This is a genomic window from Acidisoma sp. (assembly GCF_965199065.1).
GTDB lineage: Bacteria > Pseudomonadota > Alphaproteobacteria > Acetobacterales > Acetobacteraceae > Acidisoma.
This window is the reverse complement of the sequence record NZ_CBDAQN010000001.1, coordinates 1,395,737-1,419,551: the sequence shown is the minus strand read 5'-3', so window position 1 is coordinate 1,419,551 and position 23,815 is coordinate 1,395,737. Positions and strand designations below refer to the sequence as shown.

Here is a 23,815-nt window from a genome sequence, read left to right as displayed (position 1 = left end):
CGCCCAATGTCGGTCATCGAGGGCTGTCTCGGGTTGTTCCGAAGCCGACATCACACTGTGCGATCGACTACCGGACACGTTGCTGAACGTGTCTATAGGAGAAAAATTCGAGCATTGTTTGCGGCATCCACACGACCATACTCGATTGGTGCACCGCCAGTACAGAGAGACATCAACTCGTAGGCGAAGCGGTCTATTGACGGGATTGTGTAAGCGCTATGGAAACAAATTACGTTTGCACGGGGCCCAGCAATGGGTCTGTTTTGAAAAAGAAGAACTCCGTTGATGTGGGAGAGTCGCCGCTCGGTCCTTGATTTGCGCTTCCGCAACAGACGAGCGATAGCAAATCCAATAACGTGCACAGAGAATTCTCCTGCGTCCTCATTGATCATCACGACAAGTCCGCCGGCAGACGCCATTCCGAGCCGATCTTTCGTATCCCGAATTTGCCGGTTCGCGGTGGAAAGATCTTCCTCTACAAACCGCAATGCGCTGAGATAGACTTTGTTGTTCTCAAAGCGGTCGTGTTTTCCTGTAATCATGCGGTCGATTTCTACTGGCTCTGTTACTGCTGGATCAAATCCGTAAATCAGTCCCAAGCGGTACATCTCCGCTTCAAGTTTTGTTATGCGGGCGTCGGTTTGAACCTTTATCTCCTTCTGCTCTACTATCACGTTGTGGCGAGGCAGGGCATAGTCGGCCAACTTGACGCCGTGAAGCTTCTCGGCGGTCTCGTCAAGTTCCTGTGCCTCCGGCACGGTGAGGATCGCGCGCCTAAATCGCTCTGCTAGCCGTTCGCGCTTCGGGAATGGCGTAGGCAAAGATCGGCTCACAGGGCAGTCCTCTACAGCTCAGACTTTTTTCCAGCGCCCACGTCTGAGATCCCATGGTTACGCAATTCAAAATGTTCGCTTCTCTGAGTTGGACGCAGATGCGGACGGTGACGCCGGTAAGATCTGCGGATACGAACAGCTGCGCATCACTACTTTCTGTGTCTCATGGCCTGGGTCGAAGGCTGCCGGCATTGGTAGCTACGGTATGTCTACTGTCTCTGATATGCTTCTCCAAAGCAGCCAGTCGGCTTTCGACCAATCTTAGCCCGATGCCGAGAGTCTGCTAACCCAGCACCCGCCAGAAGCCCAGACAGTGCGGTTTCCAACCATTTCAGCCAGAGCCGGCATTGAACCTCGCGCGGTCAACCCACCCCAAGCTGACGGGCGGCGGCCTCGGCCGTGTCCTCGGGCTTGGTGTTGAAAGCAATCGCCGCGTGAGGCGCTGCCTTGTGGACGACGTTGATCACACGCTCGAACAACGCAAGGCTCTTCGGCGGGATCCTGAGACCACCGCCGATCACCACGCAATCGTAATGCGCGCTCGACAACTGCTTCTCGATCGTGGGACCGGCTGTCTCGTCGGGCATGATCATGCAGGTGTCGCCCTGCCAGCCCCGCTCCTCGATCTTCTCGACGGCGACAGCGATCCCGGCGTTGATCTTGTCCGCATCGAAACCCGGCGGCAGAGCGGGATCTGAGAAGTCCACGGTCTCGGGCTTCTGGCCAATGAACAATATGCGCGTCATGGCATCCTCGAACGTGTTGATTGCTAGCGTCTCTGCCTGTTCCTACCGCGCGAAACGCCGCCCGCCGCCGCCCGCATAACCGCCTCTGCCGCCGTAACCGCCGCCATAACCGCCGCGGTTGTAGCCGCCATACTGCCGCGCCGTCTGATCCCGGTTGAGCTGTCCCCAGCCGTTGCCGCTCATGCCCGGCTGCTGGTAACTGCTCGGTCGCTGGTAGCTGCTCGTGCTCGGGCGCTGATAGCTCGACGTGCCGGGTCGTTGCGTGCTCGACGAGCCATAGCTCTGACGCGTCGCCGGCGCCGAGTAGTTCTGATGGTTCGTCTGCGCGTTGCTCCGCGCGCTGCTGGCCGAAGGTGGCTGCGTCGCCTGCCAGGAACCCGAACTGTTATTGTACTTCGACCAGCCGGAATCAGTCTTCTTGTAAACGTTGCCATCCGCCCCGGCATAGACGTTGCCGTTCGCCGTTCTCACCGCGCCGGCATTGTTGCCGTTATTCCCGTGCACCGCCGCACCTTGAGCGCCGTTGCTCGCAGTGAACCCGCCGGCCGATCCCCGCGCGTTGCTCCCGCTCGCCGTATTGACCGTGCCGTTCGGACCGCTGGCGGTGCTCGACCCCCAGCGCGCGTAGGGGTTGGCGTTCTGCGTCGTGCTGCCGGAGCGGCCCGTATAGGGGTTGTAGGCAGAGGCACGGGCCGTGCCGCTGCCGTTGCTCCAGCTCGCGCTGCCATGAGAGTAGGTGCCGGTGGAGGGATTGTAGCGCGACCACGCGCTGGCGCCGCCATAGGGGCCGTAGACAGCGCCTCCGCGCGTATAGGCGCCGTTGTTCGGGTTGTAGGCAGCGCCGCCCGTCGCCGCATTGCCATAGGGGCCGTAGACCGTGCCGGTGCTCGCCCACGCGCCGGTCGCCGTGTTGTAGTGGACGTTCCCGGCATAGGAGTATGGGTAGGGGAAGTAGGCTGGCACCCGTCCCGGCACGACATAGGGCGGGTAGTAGTAGCCCGTGCCGTAGGCCAGCACGCCCGCGGTCACGAAGCCCAGCACATAACCCGAGGTGAAGCCGTAGGTGATCGTTGCCGGTGTCGAGCCGTAAACCCGCACGTAGGTCACGTTATAGACCGGGCTCGAGGGCGGAATTGTGTAGATCGCCGGCGGCACGCTGGTCGCCAGTGCCCAGGGTCCTGTGGGCGCATGAGCCACGAACCAGGCGCCCTGATAGCAGCAGTAGAAAAGCCCGTTCACGTCGATGACCTGGAAGGGCGTGTTGGTCGCGTAGCGCATGGTCGTGCCTGGGATCGGCGCGAAGTTAGGCGCGCCGGCATAGGTCACGGTGATGGTCGCCGCCTTGCGGGAGAGCGTCGCCTGCGTCGGGATTTGCGCCTTCAGCACAGCGGCCTGCGCCGCCGCGGTGCCGGGCACGGCTGCGAGCAGGTTGCCGTAGCTCCCGGTCGGTGAAAGCTGCGCGAAATCCGCCGGCAGGTTCGGGGTCGCGAAGGTCCAGGGGCCGTAGAGGCTCGCGGCCGAGAACCAGCGCCCCGAGACCAGATAGTAGAAGGTGCTGGTGGGCTTGTAGAGAAACAGCACCGAGCCGCTGTTCGTTACCGCACTGAGCGCAGTTCCCGGCACCGGCTGGTAGGCCGGCGGCCCGGCGGTCACGATGATCTCGGCGGGCTTCGTCGAGACGAAGACCACCGGCACTGTCCCCGGCGGCAGCGGGTGGCCCGGCACGGCCTTCCGAATCGCACCGAAATCGGCGTCGTCAGGGATGCGGGAGAAGGCCGGCGGCAGCGGTCCGGCCGGCTCATACGGCCCGGTATAGGCCTGCGCCACGAGCCAGCTGCCGTTGTTCAGCAAGTACCAGGCGCCGCCCGTCGACGGGTCCTGGATCACGTCCCAGTTGGTGTTGACGGCATAGCTGAGGCCGGTCGAGGCGAGCGGCGCCATGACCGGATCGCCATCGAACACCAGAAGGCTTGCCGGCTGGGCGCTGTAGTAGATCGCCGGCGGCGCGTTGTTGACCGGCGCCGCGGTCACCGGCGCCTCGTTCAGGCTGAGCAGGATGGTGTCGAGCGGGATGATCTTCACCGGCATCGTCGTCAGGAAGGCCGCGATGCGGGTCTGCAACTGGTAGGCATGGCTGGTGTCGAGCGCCGGGAAGCTCGAGGAGAGCAGCGTCGGTCGCTCGAAATAGACGACGTTGTTGGCGGTATCGGCCTCGGTGCTGCCGGAAAGCTCGATCGTGCCGAGGATGGGGTGGGCGCTGCCCGGCGGGGTGATGGCGATGGCCGCGCGGGCGCGAAGGGTGGCGCGGTTGGGCCAGTCGATCGCCTGCGGCTCATAGACCGTGACGGCGGCGCCGTTCACATCGATGGTATGTGGCCAAGCCGTGGCCAGGGGCGTCGCGCCGGATGGTGCGCCGGCGGGCTGCGCCAGAGCAGGCAGAGAGAGCCCGGCCGCGGGCGCCGATAGAAGGGCCGCGACGATGAGAGAACGCCGGGAAACCCTCATCAACATCCCCCTTTTTTGTTTGGTTTACCTTACCGGGGACGGAATGAGGCGACAAGCAAAGGCCGGCCTTGGCCGACAACTCTACGGGCCCCGAAGGGCGGGCATGGCCGCCCGCCGTCCCTGCGGTCTCTTCACCCAGCCGCCGCTGCAAGGTTAGGATGGGGCCATGCAGCGCTTGATAGAATTCCTGCCCGATGGCTTCACCCTCGCGATCGTCGCGACCGTTGTCATCGCCTCCTTCCTCCCCTGCCATGGGGAGGGCGCCGTGATCTTCAGCTGGCTCACGACGCTCGCCATCGCCGTCATGTTCTTCATGCAGGGGGCCAGACTGTCGCGGGACGCGGTGATCTCCGGCCTCAGGCAGTGGCGGTTGCACGCGGTCATCCTGACCTCGACATTCATCGTGTTTCCGATCCTGGGCTTCGGCTTCCGCGCGCTGTTCCCGCACCTCATCAGCCCGCCCATGCTGATCGGGCTGCTCTACATCTGCCTGCTGCCCTCGACCGTGCAGTCCTCCATCGCCTTCACCTCCATCGGCCATGGAAACGTGCCGGCGGCGATCTGCGCCGCCACCTTCTCGACGCTCATCGGCGTGATCGTGACGCCGATCATGGCGAGCCTGCTGCTGAAGACCCATGGCGCCCAGGGCGGCGGCCATGGCGGTGGCTTCGGCGCCATCGGCGGCATCTTTCTTGAGCTTCTGCTGCCCTTCATCCTCGGGCAGTTGCTGCGGCCCTGGATCGCCGACTGGGCGGCGCGTAACCGGAACATCCTCAAATTCACCGACCGCGGGTCGATCATCCTGGTCGTCTACACCGCCTTCAGCGCCGCCGTGATGCGCGGCATCTGGCACCAGCTGCCACTCTCCGGGTTTGCCGAAATCATCGTCTCCAACGGCATCCTTTTAGCGCTGGTTCTGCTGATAACGACCTATGGCAGCCGCGCCCTGGGGTTTGCCCGCCCGGAGGAGATCGCCATCGTCTTCTGCGGCTCGAAGAAGAGTGCCGCCAGCGGCGTGCCGATGGCCAACGTGCTGTTCGGGGCCTCGACGGTCGGGTTGATCGTGCTCCCGCTCATCATCTTCCACCAGATGCAGCTGATGGTCTGCGCGGTGCTCGCGAAGCGCTACGCCCGGCAACATGAGGCGGCGGAAGCCCGCGGAATCGCCGCGCAGGCCGCCGAGTGAGCGGTGGGACCGAGCCGGACTGGCTGCTATGGGCGCGGGAAATCCAGGCGACGGCGCAGTCCGGCCTCGCCTTCACCAAGGACCCGTATGACATCGAGCGGTATCACGCGCTGACCGCGTTGGCGGCGCGGATGATCGCCGCGCGGACGGATGGCGCGGCGGGGGCTCTGGAGGCGCTGTTCGGGGCCGAGCGCGGCTACGCGACGCCGAAGCTCGATGTGCGGGGCGCGGCCTTCGATGCCGATGGGCGCATCCTGATGGTGCGCGAGGCGGCGGACCATGACCGGTGGACGCTGCCGGGCGGGTGGGCGGATGTGAACCAGACGCCTGCACAGTGCGTGGCGCGTGAGGTGCTGGAGGAATCCGGCTACGTCGTCCGTGTCGTGAAGCTCGCGGCCTGCTGGGATCGCGCGGCCCAGGGGCATCGCCCGGCGGGGCTGTTCTCGATCACCAAGCTGTTCTTCCTCTGCGAGATCACGGGTGGAGCGTCTGCGACGAGCCTGGAGACGAGCGAGGTCGCATTCTTCGCCGAGGGCGAGGTGCCTGCGGATTTGTCTTCCGGCCGGGTGCTGCCCGCACAGATCGCCCGGATGTTCGCGCATCATCGCAATCCAGCGCTGCCGACCGAGTTCGAGTGAAAGTCTTTTCTTCAGAACGGCATCGATCTGCTTTAACAATGAGGTCCGGAACCGCGAAGGCTGAACCGAGTGACGGATATTCTCCAGTCGATCGAGGTCGTTAAGGAGGCCTGGGTCGGCAGCCCGTACTATGAGCATGCCGAGCAATGGACGTTCCTCTTCTGGGAGGACCGGTTCGTCTTCAAGCCATACTTCGACAAGCTCGACCTGAAGCGGTGCGCGGAACTCGCCTGCGGTCACGGGCGGCACGCAGAACAACTCCTGAGGCGCTATGGGGATCGGGTGGAGGCGCTCTACTGCCTGGATGTGCTGGAGGAAAACGTCGCGTTCACGGCCGAGCGGATCGGCATGTTCGCCCAGGCCACGGTCATCCTGATTTCCGGCTGTGACTTTCAGCCGATACCGGCGGCGACCCTCACCGCGATCTTCTGCTACGATGCGATGGTTCATTTCAGCCCCGATATCGTCCGGAGCTATCTCGCGGACGCGGCCCGCGTCCTGGTTCCGGGAGGGCGGGCGCTGTTGCATCACGCCAACCTCTACGCGCCCGACACCGGCACGCCTGGCCGTCACTACGGGCTCAATCCAAACGCGCGCAATCACATGACGCTGGCACTGTTCGAGTTTTTTGCTCAGGAGGCCGGTCTGCGAATTCTCCAGACCGAAGCGATGCAGTGGGCGAAGATCCCCGACACGGACCGGATCACGCTGCTGGAACGGCCCGCGAATTAACCGGTCCCGTCCGGCTGGTTCCAGGCACAGATCCGCGCCGCGCCGAAGCGCCGTTCCGCGAGCAGCGGCGCATCCGTGGGTGCCGGGTCCGCGACGCCGACCTCGGCGATGAGGAGAGCGCCGGCGACGATCCATCCAGTCTTTGCCAACGCCGCGAGCGCCCGGGGGACGAGACCCTGGCCGTAGGGCGGGTCCAAGAAGACCAGCCCGCTGGCCGTTCCGCGCGGTGGCTTCAGCGCGTCGCCGGCGACGACGCGGCACAGGCTCTCGGCACCGCAGGCCGCGATATTGGCCCGCAGCGCCGCCGCTGCCGGGCGGCCGCTCTCGATGAAGGTGGCGGAGGCCGCTCCACGCGACAGCGCCTCCAGGCCCAGCGCCCCGGTGCCGGCGAACACGTCGAGCACGGTCGCGCCGGTGAGGGCCCCCTCGGCCCAGGGCGCGTGCATCAGCATGTCGAACAAGGCCTGACGCGCGCGGTCGGAGGTTGGCCGCGTATCCGCCCCAGGTGGTGCCGTCAGCCGCCGGCCCTTGTAACGCCCGGCGATGATCCTCAAGACTTTGGCGGGTCCTTGGGCATCTGGTCCCGCAGGATCTTGGGCGGCACTTCCTCGACAGATCCCTTCGTCAGCAGCCCAAGCTGGAACGGGCCGTAGGCGATGCGGATGAGCCGCGAGGTGGCCAAACCCAGATGCGCCATGACGCGACGAACCTCTCGGTTGCGGCCTTCGCGCAAAGCGATCGTGAGCCAGGAGTTGTCGCCCTTGCGGCTGTCGAGACCCGCATCGATGGGGCCGTAACGCTCGCCCTCGATCGTGATGCCATTCGCCAGCGCGGCGAGCGCCGGCTCGTCGACAAAGCCGTTCACCCGCACCCGGTAACGGCGAAGCCAGCCGGTCGCCGGCCGCTCCAGCAGCCGCGCCAGCGCGCCGTCATTGGTGAGCAGCAGCAGCCCCTCGCTGTTGAGGTCGAGCCGCCCGACGCTGATCAGCCGCGGCAGGCCGGGGGGCAATTTCTCGAAGACCGTCGGACGGCCCTCGGGGTCCTTGTGCGTCGTCATCAGCCCGACAGGCTTGTGGTAGCGAAAGAGCCGCGTGCGTGACGGCGCATCGACGATCTTGCCGTCCACGTGGACGGTGTCGCCCTCGCTCACGAAGCTCGCCGGATGGTCGAGCTTCACGCCGTTGAGCTTTATGCGGCCCTCGGCGATCATCTTCTCCACGTCGCGCCGGCTGGCGACACCGGCCCGCGCCGCCCATTTGGCGATGCGCTCGCCCCGCTCAGTCCCGTGCACCTCGGGAGGCGCGTCCTCATTCGGTTCCTCAGTCATCGGCAGGCCTCGACCAGCGCGCGGAAGATGAGCGCGTCGCCGGGATCGGTGTGGAACTCCGGATGCCACTGGACGCCGAGGCAGAAGCGGTGGCGCGGGTCCTCGATGCCTTCGACGACGCCGTCCGGGGCGACGGCGTTGACGAGAACGCCCGGACCGGCATCCCGCACCGCCTGATGGTGCGAGGTGTTCACCATCATCCGCCCGGTGCCGGTGATGCGGGCGAGCCGCGACCCGGCCGTGACCGTCACCGGATGTCCCGGCTCGTCATGCCGCGTCTTCTGCTCATGGGCGACGCAGTCGGGGATGCTGTCCGGGATGTGCTGGATGAGTGTGCCGCCGAGCGCGACCGCCATCAACTGCTCGCCGCCGCAGATGCCGAGGACCGGCTTGTCCCGCTGGAGCGCGCCGCGCAGCAGGGCGAGTTCGGCGGCCGTGCGGCCCTCCTTCAGCACCACGGTCTCGTGCCGGTCGCCCTCGCCGTACATCGCGGGGTCGATGTCGAAGGCGCCGCCGGTGACGATCAGAGCATCCAGCCGGTCGAGCCAGTCGGCTGCGAGGTCCGGGTCGTGCGGCAGGGCGATCGGCAGACCGCCGGCCTCCGCCACCGCTGCCGCGTAGTTCTGGCGCAAAGCATACCAGGGGTAGCGGGACCAGCCGCCCGGCGCCTCGCTATCCAGCGTGATGCCGATCAGCGGACGGCGCGTCATTCGGGGAAGTCCGACAGCGCGATCCTGATCTTTTCGTGGGCGGCGGCGATGTCCGGCGTGGTGGGGGAGAGTGCCGCTATGCGTGCCGCGGCCTCGGTGCCCGGTGCGACGAGGCCGCGCACTCTGGCGACGTAGGGGGCGAGGGCGCCCGCATCGGGCAGTTCACCCCGGTCACCGGCCTCGTCCATCGCGACGATGAGGTCGCTGAAGGCGCGCAGCCAGGCGAAACGCAGGTCCTCCATGACGGCGCCGAGAAGCTTGTAGGGATTGCCGGCGAGCCCGGTTTCCCGCGCCTGCGCCTGGAGGAGGGCTCGGTGGAGGTCCATGACCGCGAGGGAGAGCGGCCGCTGGATGGTGCTGGGGGTCGGTTTGTCGGGTCGTACTGCCATGAGAGGCAGATGCCATGAGAGAGCGACCGGGTCCACTGGACCCGCGGTCTGCCAGCAGGCAAGAAGCCGCATGACGCCGATGGAACTCGCCCTGCGGGAAGCCCGGGCCGCCGCCGCCCGTGGCGAGGTGCCGGTGGGCGCCGTCGTGCTGGACGGCTCGGGCGCCGTGCTGGCCGCCGCCGGCAACCGCACCGAGGCGGACCATGATGCGAGCGCCCACGCCGAGATGCTGGCGCTGCGGGCGGCGGCGCGGGCGCGGGGCTCCGCCCGGCTTCCCGACTGCACGCTGGTCGTCACGCTGGAGCCGTGCCCCATGTGCGCGGCGGCGATCAGCGCCTTCCGGATCGCGAAACTGGTGTTCGGCGCCTATGACCCGAAAGGCGGCGGCGTGGAGCATGGCGCGCGGGTCTTTGCGGCGTCATCCTGCCATCACCGCCCGGAAGTCATCGGCGGGGTCCGCGAGGTGGAATGCGGCGATCTGCTGCGGGCGTTCTTCAGCGAACGCCGATAGGGAGCAGAACACGCGTGGGCATGCCGCATGGACCGCTACGCAGCGCCTTGCTGGGGGCGCGGGATGTATCGCCGCTGGCCGTCGGCGTCGTCATCTACGGTCTGGCGTTCGGTTTGCTTGCCGCGCAGGCCGGTTTCAACACGATCAAGGTCGGCGTCATGGGGCTGATCGTGTTCGCCGGCGGCTCGCAGATCGTTGCCGCCCAGCAAATGATCGCAGGCGCGGGAGCTGTGGCGGCCGTCATCGCTGGATTAGCCCTCAACCTGCGGTTGATCCTCGTGACCGCTTCGGTCCACGAAGTGTATGCGGGCCGCCCCTGGTGGCAGATCGTGCTCGGCGCTCATGTGACGACGGATGAAAACTGGGCGCTCATGCTGGCGCAGCGCGCGAAGGGCAGGCCCACCGGGTTCTGGTATCTCGTCGGCGCTGGCGTCTGCCTGCTGCTGATCTGGCCGCTCGCAACCATGGCCGGTGTCATCTTCGCGCGGGCTATTCCTGACCCGAAGTCGCTGGGGATGGATTTTGCGTTCACAGCCGCCTTCATCGCGATTGCCCGTTCGCTCTGGAAAGGCCGCAGCGACCTCATGCCTTGGCTGACCGCCGTCGTCATTGTTGCGGTGTCGATCCGTGTTGGCGGCCTTCCGCCATCATGGACGTTGATCATAGGTGGAGCGGCCGGGGCGACGGCGGCCGCGTTCTCGCGCAATGGATGAAACCTGGGTCGTCATACTTGCGCTGACGGCAGGCACTTTCGCGACCCGGATGTCCGGTGTTCTGATCGGGCAGCGCATACCGCAGCATGGAGCCTGGGCGCGTTGGCTGCGTGCTCTGCCGGGCTGCCTCATCGTATCCCTGGTGACGGTTTCACTGTTGTCGGGAGGCCCCAGGGAGTGGGGCGCGGGAATTGTCGCGCTTGTCGTCGCCATCGTGACGCGAAACCTGCCGGTGACGATGGCAAGCGGCATCGCCGCAATCTGGCTGCTGCGTCACTTCGCCTGACGTATGGGAGGGAACTCCGCGACTGACTGCACAATGAGCGTCAGAAATGGCTGCCGATGTCGCGACGGCAGAAACCCTCGGGCCAAACGATTGCGTCCACCGCCGCATAGGCTCGCTCGCGCGCCTGGACGAGGCTCGGCGCCATCGCGTTGACCACGAGCACCCGGCCGCCATCCGCCACGATCTTGTCGCCATCCGTCCGGGTGCCGGCGTGAAACACTGAAACCTCATCACCCGCCGCGGCGCGCTCCAGCCCGCCGATGACGCTGCCGCGCTGGTAGGCGTTCGGATACCCGGCCCCCGCCATGACCACGGATACGGATGCCTCGGCGCGCCATGTCAAAGTCGCACCCGCAATGTCGCCCTGGCAGGCGGCGACGAGCGCCGGCACGAGGTCGCTCGCCAGCAGCGGCAGCAGCGTCTCGGCCTCGGGGTCGCCGAAACGGACGTTGAACTCGATGAGCTTCGGCCCCTGCTCGGTGAGCATCAGCCCGGCGAAGAGAATGCCCGTGAACGGCATGCCGCGCCGCGCCATCTCGGCAAGCGCCGGGCGGATGATCGTCTCCATCACCAGCGCCTGCGTGTCATGCGTGAAGCCGGGCGGCGGCGCGATCGCGCCCATGCCGCCGGTGTTGGGCCCGATGTCGCCGTCGCCCACGCGCTTGTAGTCGCGCGCGGCGCCGAGAAAGATCGCGTCGCGCCCGTCGCAGAGCGCGAAGACAGAGACCTCGTGACCCACCAGACATTCCTCGATCACGACCGTCGCCCCGGCGTGGCCGAACGCCTTGTCGCGCAGGCAGGCAATGACGGCGGCCTCCGCCTCCGCCACCGTCTGTGCCACGACCACACCCTTGCCGGCCGCGAGACCATCGGCCTTCACCACGAGCGGCGCGCCGCGCCGCTGGACGAAGTCGAGCGCGTGGTGGCTGTCGGTGAAGGCTTCCCATCGTGCGGTCGGGATGCCGGCGGCGTCCGCCACCTCCTTGGCGAACTGCTTGCTGCCCTCCAGCCGGGCGGCGGCGGCGCTCGGGCCACAACAGCGCACGCCGCGTGCGGCCAAATGGTCGGCGAGGCCGGCGACGAGCGGCGCCTCCGGACCCGGAACCACAAGGTCGATGGCGTTGGCAGCGGCGAAGCTCGTGAGCGCGTCGACATCGGCGGCCGGGATCGGCACCAGGGTCGCGAGCGGCGCGATGCCGGGGTTGCCCGGCGCGCAGAACAGCGCCGTCACCATCGGGCTTTGGGCGATGGCCCGCACCAAAGCATGTTCGCGGCCGCCTGAGCCCACCACCAGAACGCGCATCCCTCGATCCTCGCCGCTGCTTCAAGAAGCGGCGGCTCTAGCATATCCTGCGGCGATGGCCGAAACGCTCGAATCCCCAGCCGCTGTGACGAACATCCCCGAATACTCGGTGGGCGAGATTTCCGCCGCCGTGAAGCGCACGCTGGAGGGCGCCTTCGGCCGCGTGCGGGTGCGCGGCGAGATCACCGAACTCAAGCGCTACTCCTCCGGCCACATCTACTTCTCGCTCAAGGACGAGAACGGGAAGCTCGCCGGGATCATCTGGAAAACGGCCGTCTCGCGGCTGGGTCTGGTGCCCGAGAACGGGGTTGAGGTGATCGCCACCGGGCGCGTCACCGCCTATGGCGAGCGGTCGAGCTACCAGCTCATCGTCGAGCGGATGGAGTATGCGGGCGCCGGGGCGCTGCTGGCGCGCATCGAGATGCTGCGGGTGCGGCTGGCGGAGGAGGGGCTGTTCGCCGAAACCCGCAAGCGGCCGCTGCCGGTGCTGCCGAAGCTGGTGGGCGTCATCACCTCGGGGCAAGGCGCTGTCCTGCAGGACATCCGCACCACGATCGCGCGTCGTTTCCCACGCCCGATCCTGCTGTGGTCGGTGCCCGTGCAAGGCGAGGGCGCGGCCGCACGCATCGCCGCGGCCATCGCCGGCATGTCGGCATTGCCGGCAGGCGCGATCCCCCGCCCCGATGTGCTGATCGTGGCGCGCGGCGGCGGCAGCCTCGAGGACCTCATGGCCTTCAACGACGAGGCCGTGGTGCGCGCGGCGGCAGCGTGCAGCATTCCGCTCATCTCGGCGGTGGGACACGAGACGGATACGACGCTGATCGACTTCGCCTCGGACAGGCGGGCGCCGACGCCGACCGCGGCGGCCGAACTCGCGGTGCCGTCGCGGATCGAGCTCGTCGCCGACGTGGCGCAGAAGGCGGGACGGCTGACCTCGGCTCTGGCGCGGCGGATGGGCGAGGGACGCTTGCGCGTGACCGGCGCGAGCCGGGGTCTGCCCGATATCGCGAGCCTGCTGGGGCAGGCGCGGCAGCGGCTGGACGATCGGGTGGAGCGCCTGCGGATGGCGCCGCGCAGCCTGCTGATGCTGCGGCGGGCCGAGTGGCGCCACGCCGCCGAGCGGCTGCCGGCGCCCTCCATTTGGCTGCAGGGCCTGGGCCGCCATGTGCGGGAGGCGGAGACCCGGTTGCGGCTCGGTTTGCCGCAGCTGCTGGCGCTGCGCCGGAACGCCATGGCGCTCGGGGCGCAGGGCCTGGGTTCAGGCGTGCGGCACCGGGTCTCGGTGCTGGCGCAGGCCGAGGGGCGCGTCAGCGCCCGGTTGCATCCGGCGCCCGTGGTGGCTGGGCAGCGGGAGGCGCGGGCGCGGCTGGAGGGATTGGCCGCCCGGCTGGATTCGGTCTCCTACATGGCAGTGCTGGAGCGGGGCTTCGCGCTGGTCTCCGACCCCGCCGGGCACCCGCTGACGCGCGCGGGCGAGGTGGCGCCGCGCGCCGCTTTGCGGCTGCAATTTGCCGATGGCACGGTAGCCGCGACAGCGGATGGCGAGGCTGCGGCGCCTCGCCCCTCTCGGCCTCGGAACCCGGCCCAACAGGGTTCGTTGCTGTGACCGGGCGGCGCCGCGCGTGACCATTGCCCGCCGCCATCTTGGAGCCGCAGAACCCGTCTTCGCCCCCCTCATCAAGCGCATCGGGCCCTGCCGCCTGAAAACGGAGCCGGCGCGCGAACCCTTCGAGGCGCTGCTGCGGGCTGTCGCCCATCAGCAACTCCATGCCCGCGCGGCGGAGGCGATCCTTGGCCGGTTCATCGCGCTCTACCAGGGCGGCGGCTTTCCAAAGCCTGAGCAGATCCTGCTGACCGACGTAATGGCGCTGAAGGGCTGCGGCTGGTCGGAAAACAAGATCGCCGCGATCCACGACCTCTGCCGCAAGGCGCTCGACGGCATCGTGCCGACCCGGCGCGCCGCCATGCGGCTCGACGACGAAGCACTGATCGAGCGGCTGACGACGGTGCGCGGCATCGGCCGCTGGACGGTGGAGATGCTCCTGATCTTCAACCTCGGGCGGCCGGATATCCTGCCGGTCGACGACTTCGGCGTGCAGGAAGGCTATCGCATCCTGCACGGTCTCGAGACACGGCCGAAACCCAAGGCGCTGGCTCAGCTCGGCCTGCCCTGGTCGCCGTTCCGCAGCACTGCGGCCTGGTACCTCTGGCGTGCCGCCGACGAGGGGAAGAAAATCCCCTACAAGGCCAGCTAACGCCTCAGTCCGGTCTCATCAGCGGGGCCGCGACGCCTTCTCGGCGATCCCGCTGATGCCCTCGCGCCGCGCGAGTTCGGCCCAGACCTCCTCGGGCCGAACCTTCGCATCAACCCACAGAACCATCAGGTGGAAGAGGACGTCGGCGCTCTCGGCGATGAGTGCCGCGCGATCCTCGCCACGCACCGCCTCGATGACGCACTCCACCGCCTCCTCGCCGAACTTCTGCGCGATCTTGGGCGTGCCGCGCGAGAGCAAACGGGCGGAGTGGCTGAATGCGGGGTCGGCGCCGCGGCGGCTTTCGACCGTTTCCCACAGCCGGTCGAGCACGGTGGCATCGAGCCTGGGCGCGTCGGTCATGGTGGTGATCCCCCGGCGATGCGCGGCATGCGAACCGGCAGGCGGGCGTCGTTCAACGCCTGCTTCACCTCCGCGATCGTGAACTGGCCGAAATGGAAGACGCTCGCGGCCAGAAGCCCGGTCGCCCCGGCCTGGGCGCCCTCGACGAAGTGGCGGAGACTGCCGACGCCGCCCGACGCGACGATGGGGATCGTCACCGAGGTGCAGACTGCCCGCAGCAGATCGAGGTCGAAGCCGCGCCCGGTGCCGTCCCGGTCCATGCTGGTCAGCAGAATCTCGCCGGCGCCCATGATGGCCATCCGCTGGCACCAGGCGACGGCGTCGAGCCCGGTCGCCGTCCGTCCGCCGTGGCTGAAGACCTCCCAGCGCCCAGGCCCCGCGGCACGGGCATCCACGGCGACCACCACGCACTGGTTGCCGAATTTCTCCGCGGCCTCGCTGACGAGTTCGGGGCGGGCGATGGCGGCCGAATTGACGCTGCACTTGTCGGCGCCGGCGAGCAGCAGGCGGCGCATGTCGGCGGTGGACCGGATTCCGCCGCCGACCGTCAACGGGAGGAAGATCCTCGCCGCGGTCTTGGAAACGACATCGAGGATCGTATCGCGGTTCTCGTGGCTTGCGGTTATATCGAGGAAGGTCAGCTCGTCGGCACCGGCCGCATCGTATAACCCCGCCTGTTCAACGGGATCGCCGGCATCCCGGAGAGAGACGAAATTGACGCCCTTCACCACCCGACCGTCCTTCACGTCCAGGCATGGAATGACCCGAAGTTTCAACATGGCAGGGCGCTCGTCATCGTCTCCGTCTTGTGGGCGAGGCGGCCCTTTCCCGCAAGAGAGCGCGCGCTTCCGCCCAGCGCCCACGGTGACGGCATGAGCGACCACGACGAAGACCACGACCTGGAACACGACGAGGCGGGGCACGATCACCACGATCATGGCGAACACGGACACGCGGGGCACTCCCATGCCGGGCACTCCCATGCCGGGCACTCCCATGCGGGGCACTCTCATGCACCGGCCAATTTCGGCCGCGCCTTCCTGATCGGCATAATCCTCAACATCGGCTTCGTCGTCGCCGAGGTCGTCTATGGCTTGCTCGGGGGTTCCGTCGCCCTGATCGCGGACGCCGCCCACAACCTGACCGACGTGGCGGGCCTCGGCGCCGCCTGGCTCGCGACCGTCCTCGCGCGGCGAGCGCCCACCGCCCGCTTCACCTATGGCCTCGGGCGCACGACGATCCTCGCCGCGCTGATGAATGGCGGCCTCCTGATGCTGGCGACGGGCGCGATCTTCCTGGAGGCGATCCAGCGGCTGATCCACCCGGCGCCCGTCGCCGGCGTGACGGTGATGATCGTCGCGGGCGTCGGCATCGCCGTCAACGGCATCAGTGCCTGGCTCTTCGCCTCGGGCAGCAAGGGCGACATCAACATCCGCGGCGCCTTCCAGCACATGCTGGCCGACGCCATGGTCTCGGCGGGCGTGGTTGTCGCAGCACTCATCATAAGCCTCACAGGCTGGAACCGGCTCGACCCGATCATGTCCATCGTCATATCGGTGGTCATCGTCGCCGGGACATGGGACCTGCTCCGGCAATCGGTGGGCATGTCGCTCGACGCTGTGCCGGACGGCGTCGATGCGACCGCCGTGCGTCGTTACCTAAGGGAGCTTCCGGGTGTCACGGAGGTGCACGACCTGCACATTTGGTCCATGAGCACCACCGAGACGGCACTCACCGGGCATCTCGTGATCCCCGGCACTCACCCCGGCGATGGTTTTCTGCGTGTGACATCAGATCAGCTCAGGCGCCGCTTCCGCATCGGACACGCCACGCTGCAGATCGAGATCGATGCGGAAGGCCAGTGCCGGCTGGCGCCCGATCACGTTGTCTAAGCGTCTCCCGCTATGCTGCCGTGGCATGACCGATCGGCTTGATCGAGCGAGCGGCAGCGCGTATCGTCTTTTCAGAAGTTACTGAAAGTTCTCGACTGTGGAACTGTCGCCAATCGTCCAGGCTTTCGTGCTGCACTTCGGTGAGATGGGGAGCCGCTGGGGTATCAACCGGACGGTAGGTCAGATCTGCGCCCTGCTGTTCCTCTCTGCGCGGCCGCTGCCCGCGGACGAAATCGCCGAAGCGCTCGGTTTCTCGCGCTCCAACGTCTCCATGGGGCTGAAGGAGCTTCAGGCCTGGCGGCTGGTGCGCCTCCAGCACCTGCCCGGCGACCGGCGCGAGCACTTCTCCACGCCGGACGATGTCTGGCAGATCGTCCGCACGCTCGCCGAGGAGCGGCGGCGCAGGGAACTCGATCCCACACTTTCGGTTCTGCGCGACCTGCTGCTCGACCGCGTATCGGGCGAGACCGACCAACACGCGCATCGCCGCATGCAGGAGATGCACGACCTTCTCGAGCTTATCACGCGCTGGTCCGAGGACATCCAGAAGCTCGAAACGGAGCAGCTCACGGAGCTTATCCGGCTTGGCGGGCGCGTCGTCCGGCTGCTGGAGCTTAAGAACCGGCTTCCATTGATCGGGTCCGGCCGCGGTTCGAGAGGCGCGGCTGGCGCGAATTCGACCGATCCTCTTCCGGGCGAGACCCGTACGCCGGAAGAGGGCTCATTTGATGAGGATTTGATGTGATGAGCGCTGCTGCCACGGCTGTGCCGGCTCTCGCGGTCATTCTTGCCCGCGCCCAGTTCGGCTTCACCATTGCCTTCCACATTCTCTTCCCGGCCTTTTCGATCGGATCGGCGAGCTTCCTCGCGGTGCTCGAAATCCTGTGGCTGGCGACGGGCCAGGACGTCTACATGGCGGCCTTTCGCTACTGGCTGAAGATCTTCTCGGTCGCCTTCGCCATGGGCGTCGTCTCAGGCCTCGTCATGGCCTACGAGATCGGCGCCAACTGGAGCGGCTATTCGTTCAAGGCCGGGCCGATCCTCGGGCCATTGCTGGCCTGGGAGACGCTGACCGCGTTCTTCCTGGAGGCGGGCTTCCTCGGCATCATGATCTTCGGGCTCCAGCGCGTGGGCCGCAAGCTGCATCTGTTCGCCACCTGCATGGTGGCGATCGGCACGCTGATCTCGGCCAGCTGGATTTTGATGGCCAACTCCTGGATGCAGACGCCGGCGGGATTCACCGTGGGTAAGGACGGCGCCTTCGTGCCGACCGACTGGTGGGCGATCTGCTTCAACCCGAGTTTCCCCTATCGCTGGGTGCACATGGTGCTGGCCGCCTACCTCGCGACCGCCTTCGCGGTCGGTGGCGTCGGCGCCTACCACCTGCTGCGCGACCGCCGCAACGCGGTGGCCCGCGTGATGTTCTCCATGGCCATGTGGATGGCCGCCGTCGTCATGCCCATCCAGATGTATGCGGGCGACGAACAGGGCCGGAACACGCTGCAGTATCAGCCGGTCAAGATCGCCGCGATGGAGGGTGATTTCACCACCAAGGCAGGCCAGCCGCTGGTGCTGTTCGGGCTGCCGGACACGTCCCAGAACCGCAACCGGTTTGAAATCGCCGTCCCGCACGTCGGTTCGATGATCCTCACCCATAGCTGGAACGGGCTGATCCGCGGGCTCGACGCCTTCCCCAAGAACGACTGGCCGGTGGTCTCCATCGTCTTCTGGTCCTTCCGCCTGATGGTCGGCGTGGCGATGCTGATGTTCGCCCTCGGCCTCGTCAGCCTCTGGCTGCGCTACAAGCGGCGGCTCTACGACACGCCGCTGTTCCACCGGGCCGCGATCGCCCTCTCGCCCGCCGGCTTCTTCTGCATCCTCGCCGGCTGGACGACGACGGAGGTCGGCCGCCAGCCCTGGACCGTCTATGGGCAGCTGAGGACGGCGCAGAGCGTCTCGCCGGTGACCCTCCCGATGGTGGCCTTCTCCTGCGCCCTCATCCTGGTGATCTACACGGTCATCTTCGGGATCGGCATCCGCTACCTGCTGGCGATGATGGCCTATCCGCCGAGCCTGGACGAGCAGCCCCCTGCCAATGATCCGCCGCAGCGCACCCAGGGCATCACCCCGGGCCCGGCCGGTGGCACCGGCCGCCGCAAGGAGACCCGGCCCGGCGATCCGATCGGGGTGCCCGCGGAATGAGCGCGATGCTGGCTGGGCAACCCGTGCTGCCCGTCATCTGGGCCTGCATCATGGCCTTCGTGATCCTGGCCTACGTCGTGCTCGACGGCTTCGATCTCGGCGTCGGCATGCTGTTCGCCGCCGAGCATGACGAACACGACCGCGACGTGATGGTGAACACCATCGCGCCGGTCTGGGACGGCAACGAAACCTGGCTGGTGCTGGGCGGCAGCGGCCTCTACGGGGCCTTCCCGACGGCCTACAGCGTCATCCTGCCGGCGATCTATCCGCTGGTCTTCGTGATGCTCATGGGGCTGATCTTCCGCGGCGTGGCCTTCGAGTTCCGCTTCCGCGCCATCCCAAGCCAGCGCCATTGGTGGGATTGGGCGTTTCTCGGCGGCTCGGTCCTTGCCGCCTTCTGCCAGGGCGCGATCCTCGGCGCGCTCATCCAGGGCACCAAGGTCGCCAACAACCAGTTCGCCGGAGGGCCGCTGGATTGGCTGTCGCCGTTCACCGTCTTCTGCGGCATCGCCGTCGTCTTCGGCTATGCCCTGCTGGGGTCGAGCTGGCTGATCTGGCGGACGACCGGCCGCCTGCATGCGAACATGCGGCGCCACACCTTCGTGCTGGGGATCGTCCTGCTCGTGATGCTGGCCGTCGTCAGCCTCTGGACGCCCTTCCTGAGCCCGACCTTCAACCACCGCTGGTTCGCCTGGCCGGGCATGCTGGCGACCGGCGTCGCGCCGGCGCTCTGCATCGTGCTGGCGGTGGTGTTCTTCCTGGCGCTCAGGCGGGAGGACAGCGCCGCCCACGAGAAGGTGCCGTTCTTCTGCGCGCTCGGCTGGTTCACCCTGGGGTTCCTCGGTCTCGGCTACTCGATCTTCCCCATGATCGTGCCGCCGTCGCTCACCATCTGGCAGGCGGCGTCTGTCCACTCCAGTCAGATCTTCCTGCTGGTCGGGGCCGTGGTGATGATCCCGCTCATCCTCGCCTACAATGCGATGTCCTATTATATCTTTCGCGGAAAGGTGGAACCCGGTGCGCATTACCACTGATCGCCAGGACCCGTTCGACCGTCTGGCGCGTGCCGTCGCGCGCCTCCCGGGCGCTGCACGGTGGCAGCAGGCCCTCGCACGCCGTGACGCCGCCAGGCGCTGGGTCTGGTTCCTGGCGATCTATGTCGTCAGCGTCGTCGTGTTCGGAACGGTGGCGCTGTTCTTGAACGCCATCGTGCCGAAGTAAGACGAGGAGGTTGTTCCTGCTTTCCGGCGTGGGCTAGGGATGAAGCCGTGGTAAATGACGGCGCCCGCGGCGAAGCACGGAGTTCGACGATTGACCTTTGTCATGTGGCTGTCCGGCGTGCCGCTTTGGCAGTCCGTTCTCCTTATCGTCGTGGTTCCGACCGTCATCGTAATGGCCTCGACTCTCCTTGTCCGGAGAGTGTTCGGGCTCAGCCGGCTAGAGGTCAATAACGAGGTCGCCGGCTTCAAATACGCCGTCCTCGGCGTGATCTACGCGGTCCTGCTCGGCTTCGCTGTGATCGTGGTCTGGGAGAATTTCCGCGACGGGAGCACGGCGGTCATCGAAGAAGCCTCGGCGCTGTCGACCACCTTTCGTCTTGCGGGCGGTGTTGGGCCGGATGCGGCTGCGATGATCCGGCAGGCCGCTTTTAACTATGGAGAAGTCCTGGTCAATGAGGAGGGGCCGCTGCTGGCTGCAGGAGGTCTGGTGTCGCGGAATGCCACGAACGCCCTCACCGCGCTTTATGCTGCGGTATTGAACGCTCATCCCCAGACACTCGAGCAGTCAGACGCTTATCAGAACCTCCTGAGCGCCCTCACCACGCTCTCCGACGGCCGGCGGGATCGACTGGAGTTAGGCGGGAGCACAGTGCCAAGGGTCGTCTGGATCGCGCTGTTCGGTGGCGCGATCCTCAATGTGGCCTTCACCCTGTTCTTTGGCACGCGCCACGTCTGGGTGCAGATGGTGATGTCGGGCATGCTGACCGCCGTGATCTTCCTAGCGCTATTCGCGATCATAACGATGGACCACCCGTTTTTCGGGAGCGTGCGCGTCTCCTTGGAGCCGATCGAATACGTCCTGATGACGGTCGGCAAGCAGCCATAGCGCCAGCGAGGTCGTGGTGCGGCGCGCCCTATGCCGCGTCAGGTCAGGCGGCCGTGGCAGTATTTGAACTTCTTGCCGGAGCCGCAAGGGCAGGGCGCGTTGCGCGGCGTGCTCCGCCAGGCTTCCGGCAGATCAGCCAGGGAGAATGCCGCACCTTCGGCCGCCACCGGCGCCTCGAGCACCGCACCGGCGGCGTAGCCCGTGTTGGTGCCGAAGCTCTGGTTTAGCACCTCCTCGGGATGGTTCTCGAACATCGGACCGGACTGTGTCGGCGGCGGCTCCGCCGGCTGGCCGATCTCGACCCGCGAAAGGCTCGCCGTCACCCGCTCCTTCAAATCCTCCAGCAAGGCGCCGAAGAGCGCGAAGGCCTCGGTCTTGTATTCCCGCAGCGGATCGAGCTGACCGTAGGCGCGCAGCCCGATGCCCTGGCGCAGATGGTCCAGGTTGAGAAGATGCTCCTTCCAGACCTGGTCCAGCGTCTGCAACAGCAACGACTTCTCGATCATCCGCATAAGTTCGGGACCAAAGTTAGCCGCCTTGGCGGCCATCATCGCATCCGCCGCCTGTTCGACCCGCTCGCGGATATGGGTCTCGTCGATGCCTTCCTCCCGGCCCCAATCCTCGACAGGGAGGCGCATGCCCAGCAGGCGCTCGAGATCCTCGGCCAGTTCCGCCGTCTCCCACTGCTCGGCGAATGCCTTCTCGGGGATGCGGCGCGCCACGAGGTCGCCGATGATCTCGGCCCGCATCTGCGCGACCGTCTCCGAAACGTCTTCCTGCTTCATGTATTCGCGGCGCTGGCCATACACCTCGCGGCGCTGGTCGTTCATCACGTCGTCGTACTTCAGCAGGTTCTTCCGCGTGTCGAAGTTGCGCGCCTCGACCTTCTTCTGAGCCTTCTCCAGCGCCCGGTTGATCCAGGGATGGGTGATCGCCTCGCCCTCCTTCAGGCCCAGCCGCTGCAGCATGCCGCCCATCCGGTCCGAGCCGAAGATGCGCATAAGGTCATCCTCGAGCGACAGGAAGAAGCGCGAGTGCCCCGGATCGCCCTGGCGGCCCGACCGGCCACGCAGCTGATTGTCGATGCGGCGGCTCTCATGCCGCTCCGTCCCGATCACGAACAGGCCGCCCGCCGCCACCACCGCATCATGCGCGCGAGCCACTTCTACCACGAGTTCCGCATCGCGGCGGGCGTACTCCTCGGGGTCGGCGATGGCGCCGAGTTCCAGCCGGCGCCGCATCTCGACGTTGCCGCCGAGTTTGATGTCGGTGCCCCGGCCGGCCATGTTGGTCGCGATCGTGACCGCCCCCGGCGCGCCCGCCTGGGAGATGATCACCGCCTCCTGCTCATGGAAGCGCGCGTTCAGCACCGCGTGCGGCACCTTTTCCCGCTTCAGCAACTCGCTGAGCAACTCGCTCCGCTCGATGCTCGTGGTGCCGACGAGCACCGGCTGGCCGCGCTTGCGCGTCTCGGCGATGAGGCCCGCGAGGGCGGTGTACTTCTCGGCGGCGGACCGATAGACCTCGTCGTCCTCGTCCTTGCGCGCGACCGGCACGTTCGTCGGGATGTCGACGACCGAGAGCTTGTAGATCTCCTCGAACTCGTCCGCCTCGGTCATCGCCGTGCCGGTCATCCCGGCGAGCTTCGGATAGAGCCGGAAATAATTCTGGAAGGTGATCGAGGCGAGCGTCTGGTTCTCGGGCTGGACGGTGACGTGTTCCTTGGCTTCCAGCGCCTGATGCAGACCCTCCGAATAGCGGCGGCCTTCCATCATGCGGCCGGTGAACTCGTCGATGATGATGACCTTGTCGTCGCGCACGATGTAGTCGACGTCGCGGGAGAAGAGCGTGTGAGCGCGCAGGCTCTGCTGGGCGTGGTGGATGACCGAGATGTTGAAGACATCGTAGAGCCCGCCCTCTTCGATGATGCCGGCCTCGCGCAGCATCTCCTCGACCTTCTCGGAGCCTGCTTCGGTCATGGTGACCGCCTTGAGCTTCTCGTCCTTCTCGAAGGTCGTGGGGTCCTGCACCAGCTGGATCACCACCTCGTCGACGCGGCGATAGAGGTCGGACGAGTCTTCCGCCGGGCCGGAGATGATCAGCGGCGTGCGGGCTTCGTCGATGAGGATGCTGTCGACCTCGTCGACGATCGCATAGTGGAAGTCGCGCTGGACCATGTCCTCCAGCCGGTACTTCATGTTGTCGCGCAGATAATCGAAGCCGAACTCGTTGTTGGTGCCGTAGGTGATGTCGCAGGCGTAGCTGGCGCGGCGCTGGCTGTCCTCCATTCCGTGCACGATGATGCCGGTGGAGAGGCCGAGGAAGGCATAGAGTTCGCCCATGCTCTCGGCGTCGCGGCGGGCGAGGTAGTCGTTCACGGTCACCACGTGCACGCCGCGGCCGGAGAGCGCGTTGAGATAGACGGGGAGGGTGGCGACCAGCGTCTTGCCTTCGCCGGTCTTCATCTCGGCGATGCGGCCGTTATGGAGGACGAGGCCGCCAACCAGCTGCACATCGAAGTGGCGCAGGCCGAGAACACGTTTCGACGCCTCGCGCACGGTGGCGAAGGCCTCGGCCATGATGTTGTCGAGCGCTTCGCCGCCCAGGATGCGGTCCTTGAATTCGGCAGTCTTGGCACGCAGCGCTTCGTCCGACAAAGCCACCATTGCGGGCTCGAGCGCATTGACCTGCGGCACGATGCGGCGGTAGCCCTTCAGCGTGCGCTCGTTGCTGGTTCCGAGAAAGATGCGGGCGAAAGATCCGAACATGACTACCTTGGGTCAGAAGGGCCGGGCGAAGGCTCGGCTTACGGGTCAAGCGCGTCCGCCCAGAGGCTAGGCGGTCCAGGTAGCCTGGTCCGTCAGCCTTGATGGGGCGCCTTTGATAGGACTGGCGCAAAGGCGGGTCAACGCGCGCCTGCGGCATCCCTGGCGGAGCACCTGTGTCCTGCTGCGTCTTCAAACTGAAGTAGGACCGTAACCTGGAGCCGCCTTGTGGCCCGACGGCTCTTCGGCCATTGTCCGCCGCCTTTGGCACCCAAGCGACGTTCGAGGTTTTCATGCGCTCTTCCCGCCTTCTGCTGACCATGTTGGCCAGCTCCGCCCTCGGGCTTTCGTTTGCG

25 protein-coding genes are annotated in these 23,815 nt (G+C 66.7%); 14 read left to right on the top strand and 11 right to left on the bottom strand.

All coding sequences use genetic code 11. The features are described 5' to 3' along the window. Positions 1 to 92: 92 nt before the first annotated feature. The 3 genes from ACOEQ1_RS06680 to ACOEQ1_RS06670 all read right to left on the bottom strand — a co-directional run bounded on the left by ACOEQ1_RS06680 (position 93) and on the right by ACOEQ1_RS06670 (position 4,084). Entirely contained in the window at positions 93 to 833 is a 741-nt protein-coding gene (locus tag ACOEQ1_RS06680; protein WP_419758412.1) for a hypothetical protein, read from the bottom strand. Between the two features lie 362 nt (positions 834 to 1,195). After that, entirely contained in the window at positions 1,196 to 1,579 is a 384-nt protein-coding gene (locus ACOEQ1_RS06675; protein ID WP_419758411.1) for a hypothetical protein, read from the bottom strand. Between the two features lie 42 nt (positions 1,580 to 1,621). Further along, on the bottom strand, positions 1,622 to 4,084 hold the full coding sequence (locus ACOEQ1_RS06670; RefSeq protein ID WP_419758410.1) for a hypothetical protein: 2,463 nt from the start codon (positions 4,082 to 4,084) through the stop codon (positions 1,622 to 1,624). 166 nt (positions 4,085 to 4,250) lie between these two features. Here ACOEQ1_RS06670 and ACOEQ1_RS06665 point away from each other — a divergent pair, with 166 nt between their 5' ends. The 3 genes from ACOEQ1_RS06665 (at position 4,251) to ACOEQ1_RS06655 (ending at position 6,640) form a co-directional block, all read left to right on the top strand. Beyond that, positions 4,251 to 5,270: a bile acid:sodium symporter family protein gene (locus ACOEQ1_RS06665; protein WP_419758409.1), complete on the top strand. Its 1,020-nt coding sequence runs from the start codon at positions 4,251 to 4,253 to the stop codon at positions 5,268 to 5,270. Then, positions 5,267 to 5,908 (top strand): NUDIX hydrolase, encoded by a 642-nt coding sequence (locus ACOEQ1_RS06660; RefSeq protein WP_419758408.1) that lies wholly within the window; start codon positions 5,267 to 5,269, stop codon positions 5,906 to 5,908. The genes ACOEQ1_RS06665 and ACOEQ1_RS06660 overlap by 4 nt, the downstream gene beginning before the upstream one ends. 69 nt (positions 5,909 to 5,977) lie before the next feature. Then, positions 5,978 to 6,640 (top strand): class I SAM-dependent methyltransferase, encoded by a 663-nt coding sequence (locus tag ACOEQ1_RS06655; protein WP_419758407.1) that lies wholly within the window; start codon positions 5,978 to 5,980, stop codon positions 6,638 to 6,640. On the opposite strand, the gene rsmD is transcribed toward ACOEQ1_RS06655, so the two are convergent. The 4 genes from rsmD to ACOEQ1_RS06635 are packed head-to-tail and all read right to left on the bottom strand — an operon-like array spanning position 6,637 to position 9,066. Then, complete coding sequence (gene rsmD, locus ACOEQ1_RS06650; RefSeq protein WP_419758406.1) at positions 6,637 to 7,194, bottom strand: 16S rRNA (guanine(966)-N(2))-methyltransferase RsmD; 558 nt, start codon at positions 7,192 to 7,194, stop codon at positions 6,637 to 6,639. The genes ACOEQ1_RS06655 and rsmD overlap by 4 nt on opposite strands. After that, positions 7,191 to 7,967: a pseudouridine synthase gene (locus ACOEQ1_RS06645; protein WP_419758405.1), complete on the bottom strand. Its 777-nt coding sequence runs from the start codon at positions 7,965 to 7,967 to the stop codon at positions 7,191 to 7,193. The genes rsmD and ACOEQ1_RS06645 overlap by 4 nt, the downstream gene beginning before the upstream one ends. After that, positions 7,964 to 8,677 carry a gamma-glutamyl-gamma-aminobutyrate hydrolase family protein gene (locus ACOEQ1_RS06640; RefSeq protein ID WP_419758404.1) on the bottom strand — a complete coding sequence of 238 codons (714 nt, stop codon included), beginning with the start codon at positions 8,675 to 8,677 and terminating at the stop codon, positions 7,964 to 7,966. The genes ACOEQ1_RS06645 and ACOEQ1_RS06640 overlap by 4 nt, the downstream gene beginning before the upstream one ends. Continuing rightward, a complete protein-coding gene (locus ACOEQ1_RS06635) occupies positions 8,674 to 9,066 on the bottom strand; it encodes a hypothetical protein (protein ID WP_419758403.1) in 393 nt (130 codons plus the stop codon). Before ACOEQ1_RS06635 ends, ACOEQ1_RS06640 begins: the two co-directional genes overlap by 4 nt. A gap of 79 nt (positions 9,067 to 9,145) precedes the next feature. On the opposite strand from ACOEQ1_RS06635, the gene ACOEQ1_RS06630 reads away from it, so the two are divergent. The 3 genes from ACOEQ1_RS06630 to ACOEQ1_RS06620 are packed head-to-tail and all read left to right on the top strand — an operon-like array spanning position 9,146 to position 10,576. Continuing rightward, positions 9,146 to 9,577: a nucleoside deaminase gene (locus tag ACOEQ1_RS06630; protein WP_419758666.1), complete on the top strand. Its 432-nt coding sequence runs from the start codon at positions 9,146 to 9,148 to the stop codon at positions 9,575 to 9,577. Between the two features lie 20 nt (positions 9,578 to 9,597). Continuing rightward, the gene (locus ACOEQ1_RS06625) at positions 9,598 to 10,290 is read left to right on the top strand and encodes an AzlC family ABC transporter permease (RefSeq protein ID WP_419758665.1); all 693 of its coding nucleotides are present in this window, start codon (positions 9,598 to 9,600) and stop codon (positions 10,288 to 10,290) included. Continuing rightward, a complete protein-coding gene (locus ACOEQ1_RS06620; protein ID WP_419758402.1) occupies positions 10,283 to 10,576 on the top strand; it encodes an AzlD family protein in 294 nt (97 codons plus the stop codon). The genes ACOEQ1_RS06625 and ACOEQ1_RS06620 overlap by 8 nt, the downstream gene beginning before the upstream one ends. A gap of 40 nt (positions 10,577 to 10,616) precedes the next feature. On the opposite strand, the gene purD is transcribed toward ACOEQ1_RS06620, so the two are convergent. Beyond that, positions 10,617 to 11,879: a phosphoribosylamine--glycine ligase gene (purD, locus tag ACOEQ1_RS06615; RefSeq protein ID WP_419758401.1), complete on the bottom strand. Its 1,263-nt coding sequence runs from the start codon at positions 11,877 to 11,879 to the stop codon at positions 10,617 to 10,619. Between the two features lie 55 nt (positions 11,880 to 11,934). Here purD and xseA point away from each other — a divergent pair, with 55 nt between their 5' ends. Continuing rightward, positions 11,935 to 13,485 carry an exodeoxyribonuclease VII large subunit gene (gene xseA / locus ACOEQ1_RS06610; protein WP_419758400.1) on the top strand — a complete coding sequence of 517 codons (1,551 nt, stop codon included), beginning with the start codon at positions 11,935 to 11,937 and terminating at the stop codon, positions 13,483 to 13,485. Between the two features lie 16 nt (positions 13,486 to 13,501). Beyond that, positions 13,502 to 14,134 carry a DNA-3-methyladenine glycosylase family protein gene (locus ACOEQ1_RS06605; protein ID WP_419758399.1) on the top strand — a complete coding sequence of 211 codons (633 nt, stop codon included), beginning with the start codon at positions 13,502 to 13,504 and terminating at the stop codon, positions 14,132 to 14,134. Positions 14,135 to 14,152: 18 nt separating this feature from the next. Here ACOEQ1_RS06605 and ACOEQ1_RS06600 read toward each other — a convergent pair whose 3' ends face one another. Together ACOEQ1_RS06600 and hisF are read right to left on the bottom strand one after the other, a co-directional pair. After that, positions 14,153 to 14,494, bottom strand: a complete 342-nt coding sequence (locus ACOEQ1_RS06600; RefSeq protein ID WP_419758398.1) for a phosphoribosyl-ATP diphosphatase — start codon at positions 14,492 to 14,494, stop codon at positions 14,153 to 14,155. Continuing rightward, positions 14,491 to 15,273, bottom strand: a complete 783-nt coding sequence (gene hisF / locus ACOEQ1_RS06595; protein WP_419758397.1) for an imidazole glycerol phosphate synthase subunit HisF — start codon at positions 15,271 to 15,273, stop codon at positions 14,491 to 14,493. Before hisF ends, ACOEQ1_RS06600 begins: the two co-directional genes overlap by 4 nt. Before the next feature lie 93 nt (positions 15,274 to 15,366). Between hisF and ACOEQ1_RS06590 the strand changes: the two genes are divergently transcribed. From ACOEQ1_RS06590 to ACOEQ1_RS06565, 6 genes are all read left to right on the top strand, one after another. Then, positions 15,367 to 16,386, top strand: coding sequence for a cation diffusion facilitator family transporter (locus ACOEQ1_RS06590; protein ID WP_419758396.1), 1,020 nt, complete (start codon positions 15,367 to 15,369; stop codon positions 16,384 to 16,386). A 97-nt stretch (positions 16,387 to 16,483) separates the two neighbouring features. Beyond that, a complete protein-coding gene (locus ACOEQ1_RS06585) occupies positions 16,484 to 17,131 on the top strand; it encodes a GbsR/MarR family transcriptional regulator (protein WP_419758395.1) in 648 nt (215 codons plus the stop codon). Next, on the top strand, positions 17,131 to 18,588 hold the full coding sequence (locus ACOEQ1_RS06580; protein WP_419758394.1) for a cytochrome ubiquinol oxidase subunit I: 1,458 nt from the start codon (positions 17,131 to 17,133) through the stop codon (positions 18,586 to 18,588). The genes ACOEQ1_RS06585 and ACOEQ1_RS06580 overlap by 1 nt, the downstream gene beginning before the upstream one ends. 5 nt (positions 18,589 to 18,593) lie before the next feature. After that, complete coding sequence (gene cydB, locus ACOEQ1_RS06575) at positions 18,594 to 19,622, top strand: cytochrome d ubiquinol oxidase subunit II (RefSeq protein ID WP_419758664.1); 1,029 nt, start codon at positions 18,594 to 18,596, stop codon at positions 19,620 to 19,622. After that, positions 19,606 to 19,809: a hypothetical protein gene (locus tag ACOEQ1_RS06570; protein ID WP_419758393.1), complete on the top strand. Its 204-nt coding sequence runs from the start codon at positions 19,606 to 19,608 to the stop codon at positions 19,807 to 19,809. Before cydB ends, ACOEQ1_RS06570 begins: the two co-directional genes overlap by 17 nt. A gap of 90 nt (positions 19,810 to 19,899) precedes the next feature. After that, positions 19,900 to 20,694 (top strand): DUF4239 domain-containing protein, encoded by a 795-nt coding sequence (locus tag ACOEQ1_RS06565; protein ID WP_419758392.1) that lies wholly within the window; start codon positions 19,900 to 19,902, stop codon positions 20,692 to 20,694. 38 nt (positions 20,695 to 20,732) lie between these two features. Here the strand turns inward: ACOEQ1_RS06565 and secA are convergent, their stop codons facing one another. Next, the gene (gene secA / locus ACOEQ1_RS06560; protein ID WP_419758391.1) at positions 20,733 to 23,462 is read right to left on the bottom strand and encodes a preprotein translocase subunit SecA; all 2,730 of its coding nucleotides are present in this window, start codon (positions 23,460 to 23,462) and stop codon (positions 20,733 to 20,735) included. Between the last annotated feature and the right edge of the window lie 353 nt (positions 23,463 to 23,815).